We start from the raw sequence: 16,631 nt of genomic DNA, 5'->3' as shown, positions 1-16,631 counted from the left end.
GATGCGAAATGAAAGCATTTATGTCGTGGTTATCTGACTCATTTGCACCGGCGATGCAAAATTTTACTAAGCGGCCATGGGTAGCCGCTATTTCTGGCTCTATGCAGAAAAATATTCCTTTTATTTTAGCAGGATCACTTATATTTTTTTATAACGTATTTCGTTCTTACCTCCCTTTTTTACCCAATCTTGGCCGGATCGCCGAATACTCTTTTGGCATGCTCGGTTTAATTACCGCGTTTATGATAGCTAATCAGATGATGGAGAAACTTCATCATTTTCGCTATACCCTAATTGCCGGGCTGACTTCCATCTGCGTCTATATGATGTTCATCAAACCAGAATTTTCTGACGGCAACATGATTGTCAGTTTTGAACGATTCGGCCCCGCAGGAATTTTATTGGGTATTGCCACCGGCCTGTTTGTTTCCTATCTGTTTCACCTATATACCAAAATAGGTTTCCTGAAAGAAAGCTCCCTGCCTGATTTTGTTGTCGGCTGGATACATGCCATTATCCCGATTCTGATTTCCATCGGGACAGGAACATTATTGGTATTCACCTTTGAAGTTGATGTCTTCTCCCGGCTACTTTCTCTCTTTTCTCCTATTGCTGCATTCGGGCAAACATTGCCGGGATTCATACTTATGGCATTAATCCCGGCTATTGCAATGTCGATGGGAATTTCAGTCTGGACATTTACCGGCCTGCAAATGCCTATCTTTATGCTTGGTATCAGTGCCAATATAACTCTGGTGGCAGCAGGGCAGCCCCCTACCAATATTGTGACCTATGAAACCATGTATACAGCAGCTTTGATTACGATGGGAGGAACTGGTGCCACTCTCGCATTAAATCTTTTAATGCTGTTTTCTAAATCCAGAGAGCTTAAAGCCACGGGCTATATCTGCATCGGGCCTTCTTTCTTCAATATCAACGAACCGCTGGTGTTTGGTACACCGATTGTCCTCAACCCACTGTTAATGCTTCCCATGTGGATTAACGCAATCACCAGCCCCATTATCGTCTGGGTATTCATGCGCTCAGACTGGCTGAATATTCCCGCCAAAATGATTCAAGTCGGTCAAATACCAGCTCCGTTCTCCAGCGTCATGATTACGGAAGACTGGCGGGCTATCATCTGTTACGTCGTACTAATGGCTGTGTTCCTGATTACCTGGTATCCCTTCCTTAAGGTGTATGAGAAAAAACGTATTGAGGAAGAGAGCACCAATGCAGCATAAGTTATATATCCAACTCCAGTACAAGGAAAATAACAATGAACAGTGAGGCAAATATTTTAGTTCCTATTTCCATGGAAATAATTCTCGATGCAGGTAATGCCAGAGAAAAAAGTGAAAAAGCCATGAAATATGCCCGGGATGGTGATTTTGAAAATGCCCGCTTATATATGGAAAAAGCACGCAAAATGATGTTATCTGCCCATCAGACACAGACTGAAGTTATTCAGAAAGAAACTCAGGGAGATAACTTTAATTTAAGCCTACTATTTATTCATGCTCAGGATACATTAATGACAATACGCAGTGAGTTAATTTTGAGAGAAGAAATTATTAGTTTATATAAACATCTTCACATTACGAGTAATAGTAAAGAGGAAAAACAGCATGACGAAAAATAATACTCTGTTTCCTGAAAACTTTCTTTGGGGAGCTGCAACCAGTGCCTATCAGGTTGAAGGAGCAGCGGAAGAATATGGCAAGAAATTATCACAGCAAGATATTCTCAATAATAAACCCGGATTAGCTGATACTCATATTACCAGTGACCATTATCATCGCTATAAAGAAGATGTTGTATTAATGAAAGAGATGGGGTTGAAAGCCTATCGTTTCTCCATCGCATGGTCGCGCATTTTCCCTGATGGGATCGGTAAGCCTAATGATAAAGGTGTGCAGTTTTACCACAATCTTATCGATGAACTCTTGGAAAACGGTATTATGCCAATCCCGACACTTTATCATTATGATATGCCTATGGTATTGGTGGAAAAATATCATGGTTGGATCGATAGACAAAGTGTGAATGATTTTGCCTATTATGCTGAATTTGTCATCAGAGAATATGGCGGGAAAGTCAAATATTGGCTGACGATCAATGAGCAAAGCATTATTATGCAATTCTGGACAAAAAAGTGCTTTATCCCTGAGCAATATCTCCACAATGAGCAGATTAAGTATCAGATAAATCACCATATGAATCTGGCTCATGCGATTGCCTGTAAGTTAGTTCATCAATGGGTGCCTGATGGTCAAGTCGGTGCAGCATTGGGATATTCCGCTATTTACCCGTTAACCAGCAAACCGGAAGATAATTTGGCTGCCCAAAATGCTAATGATCTACGTAATTACTATTTCACCGATATTTATCTGAAAGGACAATATAATCAATCCGCGTTGATTTACCTGAAAAATCATGGGCTGGCTCCCAATATCGAAGACGGTGATATGGAATTAATCAGAGAAGGCTATTCTGATTTTCTGGCACTCAATTATTATTGCAGCCATGCTGCCGCAGCAGCGCCGACAAATGCTCAGAGACGAATGGATGGTTTTAATCCAACAGGTATCAAAGGGCAAATTGACGGCTATGAGATTCAACCTGATTACTATCAGATCCATAAAAACCCCCAACTTGATACCACAGACTGGGATTGGGCGATTGACCCGCTTGGGCTTGAATATTTATTACGCGATTTATATACCCGTTATCAGAAGCCGTTGATGATCACGGAAAATGGTTTCGGTGCTGATGATGTACTGGAATCTGATGACACCATTCATGACAGTTACCGCATTGATTATCTGGCAAAACACCTTCAGGCCATTAAACAAGCGATGGATTCAGGTGTTGTGGTTCTCTCTTATAATCCGTGGAGTTTTATTGACCTTCTTTCCACCAGCAATGGTTACAAAAAACGGTATGGCTTCGTTTATGTCAATCGCACTGACGACGATCTAAAAGACCTCAACCGTTATAAGAAAGATTCGTTTTATTGGTATCAGAAAGTTATTCAGACACGTGGTGGTTCATTAACTGAATCCTGATTTTCTTTTTAGGTAAATTTATGATCGAATATTCCGTAATAGTCACAGCCCCTTCGGGGCTGCATACCCGGCCTTCTGCCCAACTTTGTAATTTAGCCAAAACTTACAATGGCACGATAGAAATTATCAGGGGAGATAAAAGTGCCAATTTAAAAAGCATGTTCAAAATTATGTCAATGGGAATAAAAAATGGCATGGAAGTCACTATTCGGGTTGAAGGAGAAAATGAAGAGGAAATGGCACAATCAGTTGTGGATCTTATTCGTAATATTAAAGAGTAAGTTCTATATCTTATAGGTTGCCTATTGGGAGTATCTTATGATCTCTTTTGATGAAATGGAAAATATTGCACATCAACTTATTTCCCCGATACAATTAAATAAATATATTAAATATGGTCATGTAGCTGCGGTTATTCAGTGTAAATCAGGGCATATTTATACCGGTATTAATATTGACACCGCCTGTTCAATGGGATTTTGTGCAGAGCATGGTGCCATTGCAGATATGATAAAACATAGAGAAAACCGGATAATGAAAGTTATCGCGGTTAATAAATATAGGGATATTATTCCTCCTTGTGGTCGATGTCGGGAGTTTATCAGTCAGATCAATAGAGAAAATATCCATGCCGAAGTGAAAGTTAACAAAGAGTTGGTTTTATCACTTGGTGAGTTACTGCCGTTTGATTGGAAAAACGTGTAGAGTGTTTTATTATTATTTTGTGTCCAATAGAAACTGTCCGATTTGATTATTCGGGCAGTTTCTATTATTCAGATAAATTAACCACTGATAACGTTATTTAGCCTCTACCGCTTCCATTCCGACCAGACCAACTTTCAGATAGCCAGCCTTACGCAGAGAATCCATCACGCTCATTAATGTTTCATAATCCACGGTTTTATCCGCCTGGAAGAAAATCGTGGTTTCTTTATTGGATTGGGTTGTTTGATCCAGTACCGAAGACAGCGTGTCACGCTCGACCAGCTGATCACCAACATATAGCTGATGATTTGCTTTTACCGTCAGAAAGACCGGTTTCTCTGGTCGGGGTTGTGGTTTGGCTGACGATGCCGGTAAATCGACTTTGATATCAACTGTTGCCAGTGGTGCTGCCACCATGAAGATGATCAACAGTACCAACATCACATCAATAAATGGAGTGACGTTAATCTCGTGTAATTCACCGTTATCGTCCAAATTCTCATTAAGACGTATTGCCATAATTGATTACCTTGCTTCTGCTTTTTCAGTTTTTCTGTCAGCCAAATCAAGATCACGACCAAGCAACAGCATTGCCTGTGCCGCCATATCACCTACTTGTCCACGGTATGATGAAATCACACGAGCAAAAACGTTATAGATAACTACCGCCGGAATTGCAGCTACCAAACCCAATGCTGTCGCCAAGAGTGCTTCTGCAATACCCGGAGCAACAACCGCCAGGTTAGTGGTTTGTGAATGCGCGATACCAATGAAGCTGTTCATGATCCCCCAGACAGTACCAAACAGGCCGACAAACGGTGAAATAGCACCAATAGTCGCCAGATAACCGTTTCCACGCCCCATATAACGGCTGATTGCCGCAACAGCGCGCTCCATGCGGAATGAGATACGCTCTTTGGTTCCATCTTTGTCAGTGCTTTCAGCAGATAAGTTGCGTTCAGACTGTGCTTCGTTCAATAACAGGCGGCTGATACTATTCTTACCGAAATCAGTGGCAATTTTCACGGCTGCATCCAGATTAGCAGCGTCAGCCAATGCCAGTTGCTCTCTGCGTAAACGGCGACGAGCCATTAATAACTCGCTTCCTTTGGAGAAGAAAAGTGCCCATGTAATAACAGAAGCAATCACCAAACCTACCATGACGCTTTTTACCACGACATCCGCATTCTGATACATACCCCAAACAGAAAGATCCGTTGCAAAACCACTGGACAAGTTTTCAGATCCTTCCACAGCCGTTGATTCCGCTGCGCCTGTTTCTGTTATTTCAGTGACCTCGGTAGTTACTGTTTGCTGTTCAGCTGTCACTGACGCATCCATTTTCTGAGCTTCGACTTGCTGTGTATCTGCTTTCGCCGCTCCTGCTTGCGGAGCCGCAGAAGATATCGATGTTGCCGGAGCCGCTACCTGAGTGGCCGCCTGATTTTCTGGCGCAGCAGCCGCTGTTGTTGGTACGGTATTAGCTGGTACGGTATTAGCCCAAGCTGAACCTGTTAACCCGAGGGCCAATAGAATAGAAGCTGTCAAATTACGCATCAGTTAGCCTTACTCTCTTTTTTATAGATTCTGTTACTTAGCAATGAATCGCGTATACTCATCTTGCTAATCCTAATATATCCTGAGCCATAGCTCGCTTTTCCACCTGATAAGGTTCCGTTTAACCCTATTTCATGCTTTTCATCACGTGAGGGAAAAGTCCATTCCAAATGATATCAGACATTGAGCGATTTGATAGTAATTATCATTACTATTTAATAAAAAAGTGGTAATGAAAAGGGGCGATTTCACTACAACCATCTTTTTTCACTATCACCAATCACCTTGAATTTTCGTCACGTTGCAAGAATCCCTTTGTAAAAAACGTGACAGATCTTTTAACTTGCAATGATTATTTGAGTAATCAACGTTAATTGAGGGGGAAATCATATGGCAGAAGAAAAGAAACTGGAGACCAAACTGGTTGATATCGGAAGAAAGCACAAATTCACGCTTAATGCTGTCAATCCCATTATCCAACGAACTTCATCCGTCATTTTCGAAACTGTTGAAGATCTGAGGCATGCCATAAAACATCGTGCTAACGGTGAACTATTCTATGGACGTCGTGGCACATTGACGCATTTTGCTTTTCAGGAAGCAATGGCAGAACTGGAAGGTGGCGTGGGGTGTGCACTGTATCCATCCGGTACAGCCGCTATTACCAACAGCATTCTGTCATTTGTAGAGACAGGGGATCATATTTTAGTAGCAGGTACAGCCTATGAGCCGACGCAAGAGTTTTGTAATCACGTTCTCAAAAAGCTGAATATTTCCACCGATTACTTTGACCCAATGATCGGAAAAGAGATTGCCACACTCATTCAACCAAATACAAAGGTCATCTTTCTAGAATCCCCCGGCTCCCTCACGATGGAGGTTCAGGATGTCCCTGCTATCGTGCAGGCTGCCCGGCAGATTAATCCTGAAATTGTCATTATGATCGATAATACATGGGCTGCCGGTATTCTCTTCAAAGCATTGGATTTTGGCGTCGATATTTCTATTCAATCCGCCACAAAATATATCATCGGCCATTCGGATGGCATGCTGGGTACGGCTGTCGCCAATAAGCGCTGTTGGGATCAATTGCGGGAAAATTCTTATTTGATGGGACAAATTGCCGACCCCGATACGGTTTATTTCGCAACCCGTGGATTACATACGCTGGCTGTCCGCTTAAAACAACATGAAGAAAGCAGCCTTGAAATTGCTAAGTGGCTATCCCAACGGCCTGAAGTCGCTGAGGTTTATCACCCCGCGCTACCTTCTTGTCCCGGACATCACTACTTTCAACGTGACTTCACTGGCTCCAGCGGGCTGTTCTCTTTCCTCCTGAATATTAACCTGACTTCCACTCAATTTTCTGATTATTTTGATAATTTACAACATTTTAAAATGGCGTTTTCTTGGGGAGGATTTGAATCGTTAATTTTGGGTATCTCACCTGAATCACTCGCGACTTTACGCCACTATCATTTCCCCAAACATTACCATTTCCCCAAAAAAGAAAGAACGTTAATCCGTGTACATATCGGACTCGAAAATCTCCAGGATCTGATTGCTGACTTGGATGCCGCTTTTACCCGCATTGCTATGCGTTAACATAAATTACTTGGCGTTAGCATAAATAACTTGATACATAACGATCGTCCCCCTGAATGGCTATCTTTCCACTACAGATGGCCACTGTTTTCTCTCCTTATCTTCAATTGATTCTCTTCATGCCAGATCAAATCAACTCCTCTACCACAATTTTGCGGTACACTGGGACACATGTACTTATTTGATACTTTTTGCTGTTGTTCAAAAACGGTTATGTAAAGGTATCGTGCAGAAATTACAGGATAAATAATGGAAACGTTAAGCGGGATCGTGCATGCACTTTGGCAGCATGATTTTACCCAACTCGCCAATCCCGATGTCATCTGGATTATTTATGGTGTTATCTTCGTCACGCTGGTGTTAGAAAACGGTTTGTTACCCGCCGCATTTTTGCCCGGAGATACTCTTCTGGTTCTTGCTGGTGCGTTAATCGCTAAAGGTGTTATGGGGTTCTTTCCAACCATCATTTTACTGACTATTGCAGCAAGCCTCGGATGTTGGTTAGGTTATTTGCAAGGACGTTGGTTAGGCCATACCCGGATCGTCAAGAACTGGTTGGCTCAACTTCCTCTACAGTACCGCCAACGTGCCAATATTTTATTTACCAAACATGGCCTGGCGGCGTTGCTCATCGGGCGTTTTCTCGCCTTTGTCCGTACTCTCCTGCCAACTTTTGCAGGTATTTCTGGACTGAATAATAAACGCTTTCAATTTTTTAATTGGTTAAGTGGCTTCTTATGGGTCATCATAATCGTGAGTTTTGGCTATATCTTGAATCAAATCCCTTTTGTCAAAGCACATCAGGATTTGGTCATGAATATTTTGATGATCTTGCCTGTCATTCTGTTGATCAGCGGTCTTACCGCATCTCTATTGATGTATTGGCGTCACAAAAAAGCATCATCAAGAAAACGTAAATGAATATATTGGTTATTCACCGCTATTTCAAAACCCTTTTTTTTCTCTGGTTATTAACTTCTCAATCCAAAAGTTAAATCATTAGAGTCCGCTCCGACAGGTATCATGATTGTCAATGATTTGAATTCTGACCAAATTTTGACAGAAAAGTTAAGTAACCTTGAATCGAGTGGACTCTGTTACTGCAATAAACCGATATAGACAAGCGATAGCATGTTAGGTGAACACCAGAACATTATGCTTGCTGCCAGTAAGCTAATTTACGAAGTGTCCATCTGATATGCCAAATCTGAAGGAGGTAAGAATGGGTCAGCAGACAATAATTAAACTCGTTGATGGGAACCTCATGCCACAATTAGGGCTTGGGGTTTGGCAAGCGAGTAATGAGCAAGTTGTTAACGCTATCCACACCGCATTGGAAGTAGGCTATCGTTCTATTGACACTGCGGCAATTTATCACAATGAAAAAGGCGTAGGGAAAGCATTACAAGAAAGCAATATTCCACGGGAAGAGATTTTTATCACAACCAAACTGTGGAACGATCGCCATCAGGATGCACAAATTGCATTGCAAGAAAGTCTGGATCAGCTAAAACTGGATTACGTCGATCTGTTCCTGATTCACTGGCCCGTGCCCCAGCAAGATAAGTATGTTGAAACATGGAAACAATTCATTGAATTGAAAGAATCGGGACTGGTGCGCAGTATTGGTGTATGTAATTTTCACATTGAACATTTACAGAAATTAATATCAGAAACAGGTGTCGCACCTGTAATCAATCAAATCGAACTGCATCCACTGATGCAACAGCGACAACTTCATTCATGGAATGCCACCCACCATATTACAACTGAATCCTGGAGCCCATTGTCTCGTGGTGGAAAAGGCGTTTTTAATCACCCAATAGTTGAAAGTCTGGCTGCTAAATATGAAAAAACACCGGCTCAAATTGTTATTCGCTGGCATCTTGACTCTGGCATGATTGCTATTCCCAAATCAGTAACACCTCACCGTATTAAAGAAAATTTTGCCGTTTTTGATTTCAAATTAGAGAAAGAAGATCTGGCTACCATGGCTGGGTTGGATATAGGTAAACGTCTCGGCCCCAATCCCGATACTTATAATCTGACTGTGCTCAATTTAGGATAGTACTCATATCAAATCTTAATGATAATCCATCTCAATAAACTGAAAAATCATGCCTGAATTCTGCTCTCTACAGAGTTCAGGCAGTTTAAATAAAAAGTTTTTAATTAATGACTTTCTGTGATAGGTTTTCGTTTATTAAACTACGGTTTAAAATCTATTTGTATAAGTTAGTGTTTAGATATTAAATTATACTTTAACTATACTCAGTAGATTTGGTTATTTAATTGATAATGTATCTAATTGATAAACCATATGATTGAGAGGTGCTTATGTGGAACATATCTCCGCAAAGAGGACATATGCAGTTCTTAGCTAATTTCATGTCACCTATAGAGGCTAATATTATCCTTGGCAGAATGTTATCTGAGGGTATCCGTGCAAGAATAATCGATGAAGGCGTAGTATGGAATAATTATATGTATTCCCATGCATTTGGAGGGGTAAAGCTACTGGTACATCGTTCTGACCGGAAACGTGCTGAAGAAATACTTTCCAAGATTGACGATAACAAATATTTATTAGATGAAAAAAAACCTGACCTTGAAACTCCTGTTTTAACATCATCAAAACGTCCACTTTCTGTATTAGTAAATTCCTTTTTGGTTATATTATTATTTTTGATAATTGGTATTGCATTACCATTACAATTTAATTACTAATTATCAAAAAAGAGTTAAATACAAAATAGCCCTGTATAACCCTCTGCTACATCAATAATTAAAAAACCAATCAAACTTATAAGAAATATAAATAATAACTATGTTTACTATTTATATACAAACTACGATCTACTCTTGTTTTATTGCTTTAAATAACAGAAAAATAAACTGTTCAGAGAAAATGTTATTTATAGTGATAATCGTCATAAATATTTTCATGGTGAAATTTAAAATAGCATCAGGGTAAATGATAATGACTTACATAATAATTTCTCTATTAATGTTGATCCCTTTTTTCTTTATAGTAAGACGGTTCCTCTTATCAACTCATGTCCACTACAATGTTTTCGGAATTATACTAACGATATTAGCTATCTCTTTTCATATGTATGTTTTCCGTTTTGGGCATCCTCCGCTTGTTCATTCGGAACCTCCACATCATTCCATCATTTTTTATGGCTCCATTGCAGCAGCACTATTACATTGTCTGATCTATTCCATCTGCTTCAAGCTGTATTATGATGATAAGGATTTTTATGATGATCACTAAAAACAGTGCCACCCTGGGTCATTTTGATCAGGGAGCACTATCCCCTTCACCCCGAATTATTTTCTGTTTTGGTAACCAACCCGGTTTAACGGGTGGAATTATCTACTTTGTCTTCTTCATCCGATGATTTGGTATTAGCTGTCAGTAAATAAGGTGATTGCTGCCAACGGCTGGGAGCAAGCTGTAGTAAGTTATGAGCAAGAATAAATCCAATCGCCAACGCTAACAGCAGCATAACCCTGAGCAAATTAGTCGTGTTATCTACTTGCTTGGCTTCTGTTGCTAATCTGTGGGTATCCAGCGTCAAACGGAGAAAACCTTTGGGTTTATTTTTACCCGGTATGGGCACAACAATTTGTTGGTTAAAATAGCTGCCTGCTTTTTTACCATCCAAAGATAACCGCTCACGAACAGAGACAAGTTCACCACTTCGTGCAACCTGTGTTCCATTTTCCAGATAAACGCTGGCATCCAGGATGCGGCTTTTATTGGTCAGATAATTCAGATTGTCCATAATCTTCTTATTATTAAGATCTTTGCTGCCATTATCCATATAATCAGACAGACTGAATGCAACCTGTTTTGCCAGCGTCTTGGCTAAATCTTCAAACTGATCTATATGGGCTTGTTGCTGTGAACGGCTAAAATAAGAAACACCCTGCATCAGCAATACCAACAGTGCTATACATATTAAAATAATTGCCGTCTTGTGCAGTCGAAATTTCAGTTTTGCTTTACTCATAATTATCTCACCCCCAAACTCGTAACATTCCATGTTGCCAGATACAGTAGTGATAGGATAGTTTGAAAAGTATTTTTTACCTGCCAAAATTACATGGAATTACAGGAGCCGATATTCATGTCTAACAATCTGGCCTATCGTTACTTACCCGATGAAATCCATAAATGGCCGGGATTACCGTTATCCCTCAGTGGGGATGAAGTTATGCCACTGGATTACCGAGCTGGAGACAGTGGTTGGTTACTATATGGTCGCAATTTGGATAAACAACGCATCAGTGATTTTCAGCATCGTCTGGGAGCCGCCATTGTTGTCGTTTCTTCATGGCGCATTGATGACTATCAAGTTGTTCGCATCGCGGGAAGTCTTTCTCCACGCATAAAACGATTAGCAGATGAATGTCATCTGGATGTTGTTCCATTGGGACAAATCCCTCGCTTACGTTCGCCAGGGTTGTTAGTCATGGATATGGACTCAACCGCCATTCAGATTGAATGTATTGATGAAATCGCACGACTGGCTGGTGTTGGTGACAAAGTCGCTGAGATTACAGAACGGGCAATGCAGGGAGAATTAGATTTCTCAGAAAGCTTACACCAGCGAGTTGCCCAACTGGCTGGCGCTGATGCCGCTATATTACAGCAAGTCATGGATACACTTCCTCTCATGCCGGGTTTGACCAGCCTTGTCCGCAAACTACAATCTCTGGACTGGCATGTCGCCATTGCATCTGGAGGCTTTACCTTCTTTGCCGATAATCTTCGCCAACAATTACGCCTTTTTGCCGCAGTTGCCAATCAGCTCGAAATAAAAAATGGCAAATTGACAGGCAAAATCAAAGGGCCAATTGTTGACGCAAAATATAAAGCAACCACGTTGCTACGGCTGGCAAAAGAGTTGAATATTCCACTCAGCCAAACTGTGGCAATCGGGGATGGTGCCAACGATTTGAAAATGATCCGCAAGGCAGGGCTGGGAATTGCCTATCATGCGAAACCGAAAGTATATACACACGCTAAGGTGGGTATTCGTCATGCGGATTTGATGGGTGTTTTGTGTATTTTGAGCGGCGGCTTAAAACACGAAGAGCGTTAAAGTCATTTTCTAGCTGTCCAGAGCAGTCATATCAGGGAGTATACAGTGGCAAAAGCAGCAAAACGGGCGTTCGTCTGTAACGAATGTGGGGCGGATTATCCCCGCTGGCAGGGGCAATGCACTGCATGTCAGGCATGGAATACCATTACAGAAGTGCGTTTGGCCGCAACTTCATCTTCTTCTCGCAATGATCGTTTCAGCGGTTATGCGGGAGATGCCGGAGTCAGTAAAGTACAAAAACTTTCCGAAATCAGTTTGGAAGAGCTACCTCGTTTTTCCACCGGGTTTAAAGAGTTTGACCGTGTACTCGGCGGTGGAGTCGTACCCGGGAGTGCTATTTTGATAGGTGGTAACCCGGGCGCAGGCAAAAGTACCCTATTACTGCAAACCATGTGTCAACTATCTGAGCAGATGAAAACCTTATATGTAACGGGTGAAGAATCGTTGCAGCAAGTGGCAATGAGGGCCCATCGGCTAGGATTGCCGACGGATAAACTGAACATGTTGTCTGAAACAAGCATTGAACAGATTTGTCTGATTGCCGAACAGGAACAACCTAAACTAATGGTTATTGATTCTATTCAAGTTATGCACATGGCAGATATCCAATCTTCACCCGGCAGTGTGGCACAAGTCAGGGAAACGGCGGCTTACCTGACTCGATTTGCTAAAACCCGCGGTGTTGTGATCATCATGGTTGGCCATGTGACAAAAGATGGTTCTCTGGCTGGCCCGAAAGTGTTGGAACACTGTATAGACTGTTCAGTGATGTTGGATGGTGAAGCCGATTCTCGTTTCCGTACTCTCCGCAGTCATAAAAACCGTTTCGGTGCAGTCAATGAATTGGGGGTATTCGCTATGACCGAACAGGGATTGCGGGAAGTGAATAATCCCTCCGCCATCTTCTTGAGCCGTGGTGATGAGATCACCTCAGGCAGCTCCGTTATGATTGTCTGGGAAGGCACTCGTCCCTTACTGGTGGAAATTCAGGCTTTGGTTGATCACTCCATGATGTCGAATCCTCGTCGGGTAGCCGTGGGGCTTGAGCAAAATCGTCTGGCAATTCTGTTGGCGATATTACACAAGCATGGTGGTTTGCAAATGGCGGATCAGGATGTCTTCGTTAATGTGGTCGGTGGGGTAAAAGTCACTGAAACCAGCGCTGACCTTGCATTACTGCTCTCTTTGGTTTCCAGCTTTCGTGATCGTCCTTTGCCCCGTGATTTAGTGGTATTCGGTGAGGTTGGGCTGGCCGGGGAAATTCGCCCTGTGCCCAGCGGTCAGGAGCGTATTTCAGAAGCTGCCAAACACGGTTTTAAACGGGCAATTGTGCCTTATGCTAATATGCCGAAAAAAGCATTACCGGGAATGAAAACCTTTGGGGTCAAAAAACTGACAGATGCTTTATCTGTTCTTGATGAACTGGACGATTAATCATGAATGATACATCGTGGATGTTATATTGTGGTTAGTACCTTGATTAGCAAACGGCAAGGCGATTATATATTTCATACACTTTAATTATCTGAAGTATCACTTTTTATGTTATCGCCTGCTCTCACTCATATGAGGAAACAGGCGATATCATTTTCATTTAATTTAATAACCGTCTATTTACTTAATTCCGCGATTTAGCTAAAAGTTTAATTATTACTAATTTTATTCTATCAATAATGGTAACTATTAAATTTTAACTTCCATCAATATTTAACATTGTAGTATTTACTTCTAATAACCCAATGACCAACAAATTTTGTTTTTACCTTTCACAGTGAGCATGTTATTTTGTTTAGTATACTAAACAAAGGGGATGTATATGGGACAGTTTGACTATTTAAAAGAGGCAATCAAACAGGCGAATCACACACTACAGCAAGTCGCTGATGCAAGTGGTATGACAAAAGGCTACTTAAGCCAACTTATTAACGGCAAGATAAAAAGTCCGAGCGCACAGAAATTAGCATCTCTTCATCAACATTTAGGATTGGCGTACCCTATGGAAAAGAAAACTATCGGTGTCGTGTTTGGTAAATTTTACCCGTTACATACTGGACATATTTATTTGATCCAACGAGCATCCAGCCAAGTCGATGAATTGCACGTCATTCTCTGTTATGACGAATTACGGGATCGGGAGCTGTTTATCAATAGTTCAATGTCTCAACAGCCTACTGTCAGTGACCGTCTGAGATGGCTGTTACAAACGTTTAAATATCAAAAAAATATCCACATCCATGCTTTTGATGAACAAGGTATGGAGCCCTATCCACACGGTTGGGAAGCCTGGAGCCAAAGTACGAAACGGTTCATGGTCACAAAAGGCATCAATCCTGACTATATCTATTCCAGCGAAGCACAGGATGTCTCACGCTATAAAGCGCATTTTGGCATTGAAACTATCCTTATCGACCCACAACGCTCATTCATGAATATCAGTGGAAGTCAGATACGACAGGCTCCTTTCCACTATTGGGAATATATTCCGACAGAAGTGAAGCCGTTTTTTGTGCGTACTGTCGCTATCCTTGGTGGTGAATCAAGTGGGAAATCTACGTTGGTAAACAAACTGGCGAATATGTTTAACACGACGAGCGCGTGGGAGTATGGGCGTGAGTATGTATTTTCCCATTTAGGGGGAGATGAGATGGCTCTACAATACTCCGATTACGATAAAATAGCTTTAGGTCACGCACAATACATTGACTTTTCAGTAAAATATGCCAACAAAGTCGCCTTTATTGATACTGACTTTGTCACAACACAGGCATTTTGCAAACGCTACGAAGGGAAAGAACATCCCTTTGTTCAGGCAATGATTGATGAATATCGATTTGATCTGGTCATTCTCTTAGAAAATAACACTCCCTGGGTGGCGGATGGACTGAGAAGTCTGGGCAATGAACAAGAGCGTAAAGAGTTTCAGCAATTGCTTAAAAGCTTATTGAAAAAAAATAACATTGATTATGTATGTGTTAACTCACCTGATTATGATCAGCGTTTTCTTCGCTGTGTTGAACTTGTTCAGGAAATGTTAATGGCATAACGCATTTTTATATCAATAGATTTCAAGTAGCCGCAATGGTAAATAAAGCAGATAAATAAGCGCAAATAACCAGGCGGCAACTTGAAAGATTAGGGTATATATACTAATAGCCTGAATGGTTACTATTATAATGATTAATTAAGATGATTTATTTTCTATAGTAATTTTTGTTATTTCATGTTTTATTCTAAAACACTCTATAATTAAATATTTCATTGTGTTATTTTTTCATCAGTAACAAAATAAATTGTGATAATAATATTTTTTGATGCTTAGGTTTTACTGTTTAGGCTTGAATTGTCGAGAAATAAGTCATTTAATTAACGGACCTATTGATTTATCTATATAAAATTCATTTATTATCAACAAAAACCACATAATTTCCGTGTGATTTTTATTAAGGATGGAGGTGATGTAAAAAATATTAGCCTTTTGACATGAGTAAAATGACTTTTTTCCTTATTATAAAATTGGAATAAAAACAGAATAATTTATACCTTTTTATTTATGTTATCTTCTTCTCAGTAATAGCGGATATCATTAACATTTGACTCTAAGACTAAGAAATATCTCATTTATTATATAATAATTGTAAATAATAATTGACATAAGTTTAGTATTGTCGAGATATTTCATGCGTGAACTATTTAAATTCTTACAATGTCTTATTGATATTAATAAGCCGCCAATAAATTTAGATAACATATTTAAGGAAAAAGCTTTAACTTTTTAACCTAATTGTGTTGAGAATATGAACTTAAATCAATTTAAATCGATTGAAGTTATCAATATTTCATATGGTCTAACTGATAATACAGTTAATTATGAAATGATTTCAGACATCACATTTTCTATTATACCAGGTGAAATTACTTTGATAACAGGGCCGAAGACATCAACCAACAGCATATTGTTATCGATTGCTTCGGGTATGTTACAACCAGATCAAGGAGATGTATTAATCAATAATAACAAACTAAAACTAATGAGTGATTCCGAATTAGGTCAGTTTCATTCGAAAAATAGTGGGTTTATTTTTCAGGGTTTTAATTTATCCAGTGAGCTTACGCTGTTAGATAACTTGTTATTATCCAACTCTTACGGATTATCTCTTTCCCAAGAGCAAGCAGTAAGAATTGCACAGAAGTCGTTAGATATTGTGAAATTAAGTGACAAGAGCCGTTACTATCCAGGAGAGCTTTCTGAAAACGAAAGACAACGAGCTGCTATGGCAAAAGCACTCGTAAGAAGACCTGAGTATCTATTTGCAGATGAACCAACTAGTCACTTAAACCATCAGGAATTAAAGATGTTTGTTGATATCTTTAAATTTATCGCACATGAGCAGAAAGGCACAGTAGTGATCTCCTCTCAAGATAAACGCCTGATTCAGTACGCTGATAGTATGATTACTCTAGAAAGAGGTAAAGTCATTAAGACTTATGAATCCTTACAAGAGCAAAGAGTTATGGTGTCATAACTGTGTGTTTCCTTAAAAGAACGAAAACGGCCTGATATCAGGCCGTTTCTTATCTTAAC

At 40.3% G+C, this 16,631-nt stretch carries 16 protein-coding genes; 13 read left to right on the top strand and 3 right to left on the bottom strand.

Annotation, left to right across the window (positions count from 1 at the left end):
• The first annotated feature begins 8 nt into the window (after window positions 1-8).
• The 5 genes from HGO23_RS03605 to HGO23_RS03585 are packed head-to-tail and all read left to right on the top strand — an operon-like array spanning window position 9 to window position 3,773.
• Window positions 9-1,244 (top strand): PTS transporter subunit EIIC, encoded by a 1,236-nt coding sequence (locus tag HGO23_RS03605; RefSeq protein ID WP_209027991.1) that lies wholly within the window; start codon window positions 9-11, stop codon window positions 1,242-1,244.
• Between the two features lie 35 nt (window positions 1,245-1,279).
• Window positions 1,280-1,642 carry a PTS lactose/cellobiose transporter subunit IIA gene (locus HGO23_RS03600; protein WP_209027990.1) on the top strand — a complete coding sequence of 121 codons (363 nt, stop codon included), beginning with the start codon at window positions 1,280-1,282 and terminating at the stop codon, window positions 1,640-1,642.
• Window positions 1,629-3,068 carry a glycoside hydrolase family 1 protein gene (locus tag HGO23_RS03595; protein ID WP_209027989.1) on the top strand — a complete coding sequence of 480 codons (1,440 nt, stop codon included), beginning with the start codon at window positions 1,629-1,631 and terminating at the stop codon, window positions 3,066-3,068. Before HGO23_RS03600 ends, HGO23_RS03595 begins: the two co-directional genes overlap by 14 nt.
• 20 nt (window positions 3,069-3,088) lie before the next feature.
• Complete coding sequence (locus HGO23_RS03590) at window positions 3,089-3,349, top strand: HPr family phosphocarrier protein (RefSeq protein ID WP_099135558.1); 261 nt, start codon at window positions 3,089-3,091, stop codon at window positions 3,347-3,349.
• Window positions 3,350-3,386: 37 nt separating this feature from the next.
• Window positions 3,387-3,773, top strand: coding sequence for a cytidine deaminase family protein (locus HGO23_RS03585; RefSeq protein ID WP_209027988.1), 387 nt, complete (start codon window positions 3,387-3,389; stop codon window positions 3,771-3,773).
• Between the two features lie 93 nt (window positions 3,774-3,866).
• Here the strand turns inward: HGO23_RS03585 and exbD are convergent, their stop codons facing one another.
• Window positions 3,867-4,292, bottom strand: a complete 426-nt coding sequence (exbD, locus tag HGO23_RS03580; RefSeq protein WP_099135559.1) for a TonB system transport protein ExbD — start codon at window positions 4,290-4,292, stop codon at window positions 3,867-3,869.
• A 6-nt stretch (window positions 4,293-4,298) separates the two neighbouring features.
• Window positions 4,299-5,330: a tonB-system energizer ExbB gene (gene exbB, locus HGO23_RS03575; RefSeq protein ID WP_209027987.1), complete on the bottom strand. Its 1,032-nt coding sequence runs from the start codon at window positions 5,328-5,330 to the stop codon at window positions 4,299-4,301.
• Between the two features lie 390 nt (window positions 5,331-5,720).
• Here exbB and metC point away from each other — a divergent pair, with 390 nt between their 5' ends.
• From metC to HGO23_RS03555, 4 genes are all read left to right on the top strand, one after another.
• Window positions 5,721-6,935 (top strand): cystathionine beta-lyase, encoded by a 1,215-nt coding sequence (metC, locus tag HGO23_RS03570; protein WP_209027986.1) that lies wholly within the window; start codon window positions 5,721-5,723, stop codon window positions 6,933-6,935.
• Between the two features lie 249 nt (window positions 6,936-7,184).
• Window positions 7,185-7,856, top strand: coding sequence for a DedA family protein (locus HGO23_RS03565; protein ID WP_099135562.1), 672 nt, complete (start codon window positions 7,185-7,187; stop codon window positions 7,854-7,856).
• A gap of 301 nt (window positions 7,857-8,157) precedes the next feature.
• A complete protein-coding gene (gene dkgA / locus HGO23_RS03560) occupies window positions 8,158-9,003 on the top strand; it encodes a 2,5-didehydrogluconate reductase DkgA (protein WP_099135563.1) in 846 nt (281 codons plus the stop codon).
• A gap of 299 nt (window positions 9,004-9,302) precedes the next feature.
• Window positions 9,303-9,662 (top strand): putative signal transducing protein, encoded by a 360-nt coding sequence (locus HGO23_RS03555; protein WP_244967873.1) that lies wholly within the window; start codon window positions 9,303-9,305, stop codon window positions 9,660-9,662.
• Between the two features lie 635 nt (window positions 9,663-10,297).
• Here the strand turns inward: HGO23_RS03555 and HGO23_RS03550 are convergent.
• Window positions 10,298-10,954: a YtjB family periplasmic protein gene (locus HGO23_RS03550; RefSeq protein WP_209027984.1), complete on the bottom strand. Its 657-nt coding sequence runs from the start codon at window positions 10,952-10,954 to the stop codon at window positions 10,298-10,300.
• A 117-nt stretch (window positions 10,955-11,071) separates the two neighbouring features.
• On the opposite strand from HGO23_RS03550, the gene serB reads away from it, so the two are divergent.
• The 4 genes from serB (at window position 11,072) to HGO23_RS03530 (ending at window position 16,572) form a co-directional block, all read left to right on the top strand.
• On the top strand, window positions 11,072-12,049 hold the full coding sequence (gene serB / locus HGO23_RS03545; RefSeq protein WP_209027983.1) for a phosphoserine phosphatase: 978 nt from the start codon (window positions 11,072-11,074) through the stop codon (window positions 12,047-12,049).
• Between the two features lie 45 nt (window positions 12,050-12,094).
• On the top strand, window positions 12,095-13,483 hold the full coding sequence (gene radA / locus HGO23_RS03540; protein ID WP_209027982.1) for a DNA repair protein RadA: 1,389 nt from the start codon (window positions 12,095-12,097) through the stop codon (window positions 13,481-13,483).
• A 382-nt stretch (window positions 13,484-13,865) separates the two neighbouring features.
• Window positions 13,866-15,092 carry a multifunctional transcriptional regulator/nicotinamide-nucleotide adenylyltransferase/ribosylnicotinamide kinase NadR gene (gene nadR, locus HGO23_RS03535; protein WP_099135569.1) on the top strand — a complete coding sequence of 409 codons (1,227 nt, stop codon included), beginning with the start codon at window positions 13,866-13,868 and terminating at the stop codon, window positions 15,090-15,092.
• Window positions 15,093-15,843: 751 nt separating this feature from the next.
• On the top strand, window positions 15,844-16,572 hold the full coding sequence (locus tag HGO23_RS03530) for an ATP-binding cassette domain-containing protein (RefSeq protein WP_099135570.1): 729 nt from the start codon (window positions 15,844-15,846) through the stop codon (window positions 16,570-16,572).
• Window positions 16,573-16,631 lie beyond the last annotated feature (59 nt).

The organism is Xenorhabdus budapestensis (assembly GCF_017743015.1).
Taxonomy (GTDB): domain Bacteria; phylum Pseudomonadota; class Gammaproteobacteria; order Enterobacterales; family Enterobacteriaceae; genus Xenorhabdus; species Xenorhabdus budapestensis.
This window is presented reverse-complemented; position numbering and strand designations above follow the sequence as displayed.

Bases quoted from the DNA above. Each gene is read 5' to 3' on its own strand.
- serB (WP_209027983.1), top strand. From the start codon at position 11,072: ATGTCTAACAATCTGGCCTATCGTTACTTACCCGATGAAATCCATAAA.
- nadR (WP_099135569.1), top strand. From the start codon at position 13,866: ATGGGACAGTTTGACTATTTAAAAGAGGCAATCAAACAGGCGAATCAC.
- HGO23_RS03555 (WP_244967873.1), top strand. From the start codon at position 9,303: ATGCAGTTCTTAGCTAATTTCATGTCACCTATAGAGGCTAATATTATC.
- HGO23_RS03600 (WP_209027990.1), top strand. From the start codon at position 1,280: ATGAACAGTGAGGCAAATATTTTAGTTCCTATTTCCATGGAAATAATT.
- exbB (WP_209027987.1), bottom strand. From the start codon at position 5,330: ATGCGTAATTTGACAGCTTCTATTCTATTGGCCCTCGGGTTAACAGGT.
- HGO23_RS03590 (WP_099135558.1), top strand. From the start codon at position 3,089: ATGATCGAATATTCCGTAATAGTCACAGCCCCTTCGGGGCTGCATACC.
- HGO23_RS03585 (WP_209027988.1), top strand. From the start codon at position 3,387: ATGATCTCTTTTGATGAAATGGAAAATATTGCACATCAACTTATTTCC.
- dkgA (WP_099135563.1), top strand. From the start codon at position 8,158: ATGGGTCAGCAGACAATAATTAAACTCGTTGATGGGAACCTCATGCCA.
- HGO23_RS03565 (WP_099135562.1), top strand. From the start codon at position 7,185: ATGGAAACGTTAAGCGGGATCGTGCATGCACTTTGGCAGCATGATTTT.
- metC (WP_209027986.1), top strand. From the start codon at position 5,721: ATGGCAGAAGAAAAGAAACTGGAGACCAAACTGGTTGATATCGGAAGA.
- HGO23_RS03595 (WP_209027989.1), top strand. From the start codon at position 1,629: ATGACGAAAAATAATACTCTGTTTCCTGAAAACTTTCTTTGGGGAGCT.
- HGO23_RS03550 (WP_209027984.1), bottom strand. From the start codon at position 10,954: ATGAGTAAAGCAAAACTGAAATTTCGACTGCACAAGACGGCAATTATT.
- exbD (WP_099135559.1), bottom strand. From the start codon at position 4,292: ATGGCAATACGTCTTAATGAGAATTTGGACGATAACGGTGAATTACAC.
- HGO23_RS03605 (WP_209027991.1), top strand. From the start codon at position 9: ATGAAAGCATTTATGTCGTGGTTATCTGACTCATTTGCACCGGCGATG.
- HGO23_RS03530 (WP_099135570.1), top strand. From the start codon at position 15,844: ATGAACTTAAATCAATTTAAATCGATTGAAGTTATCAATATTTCATAT.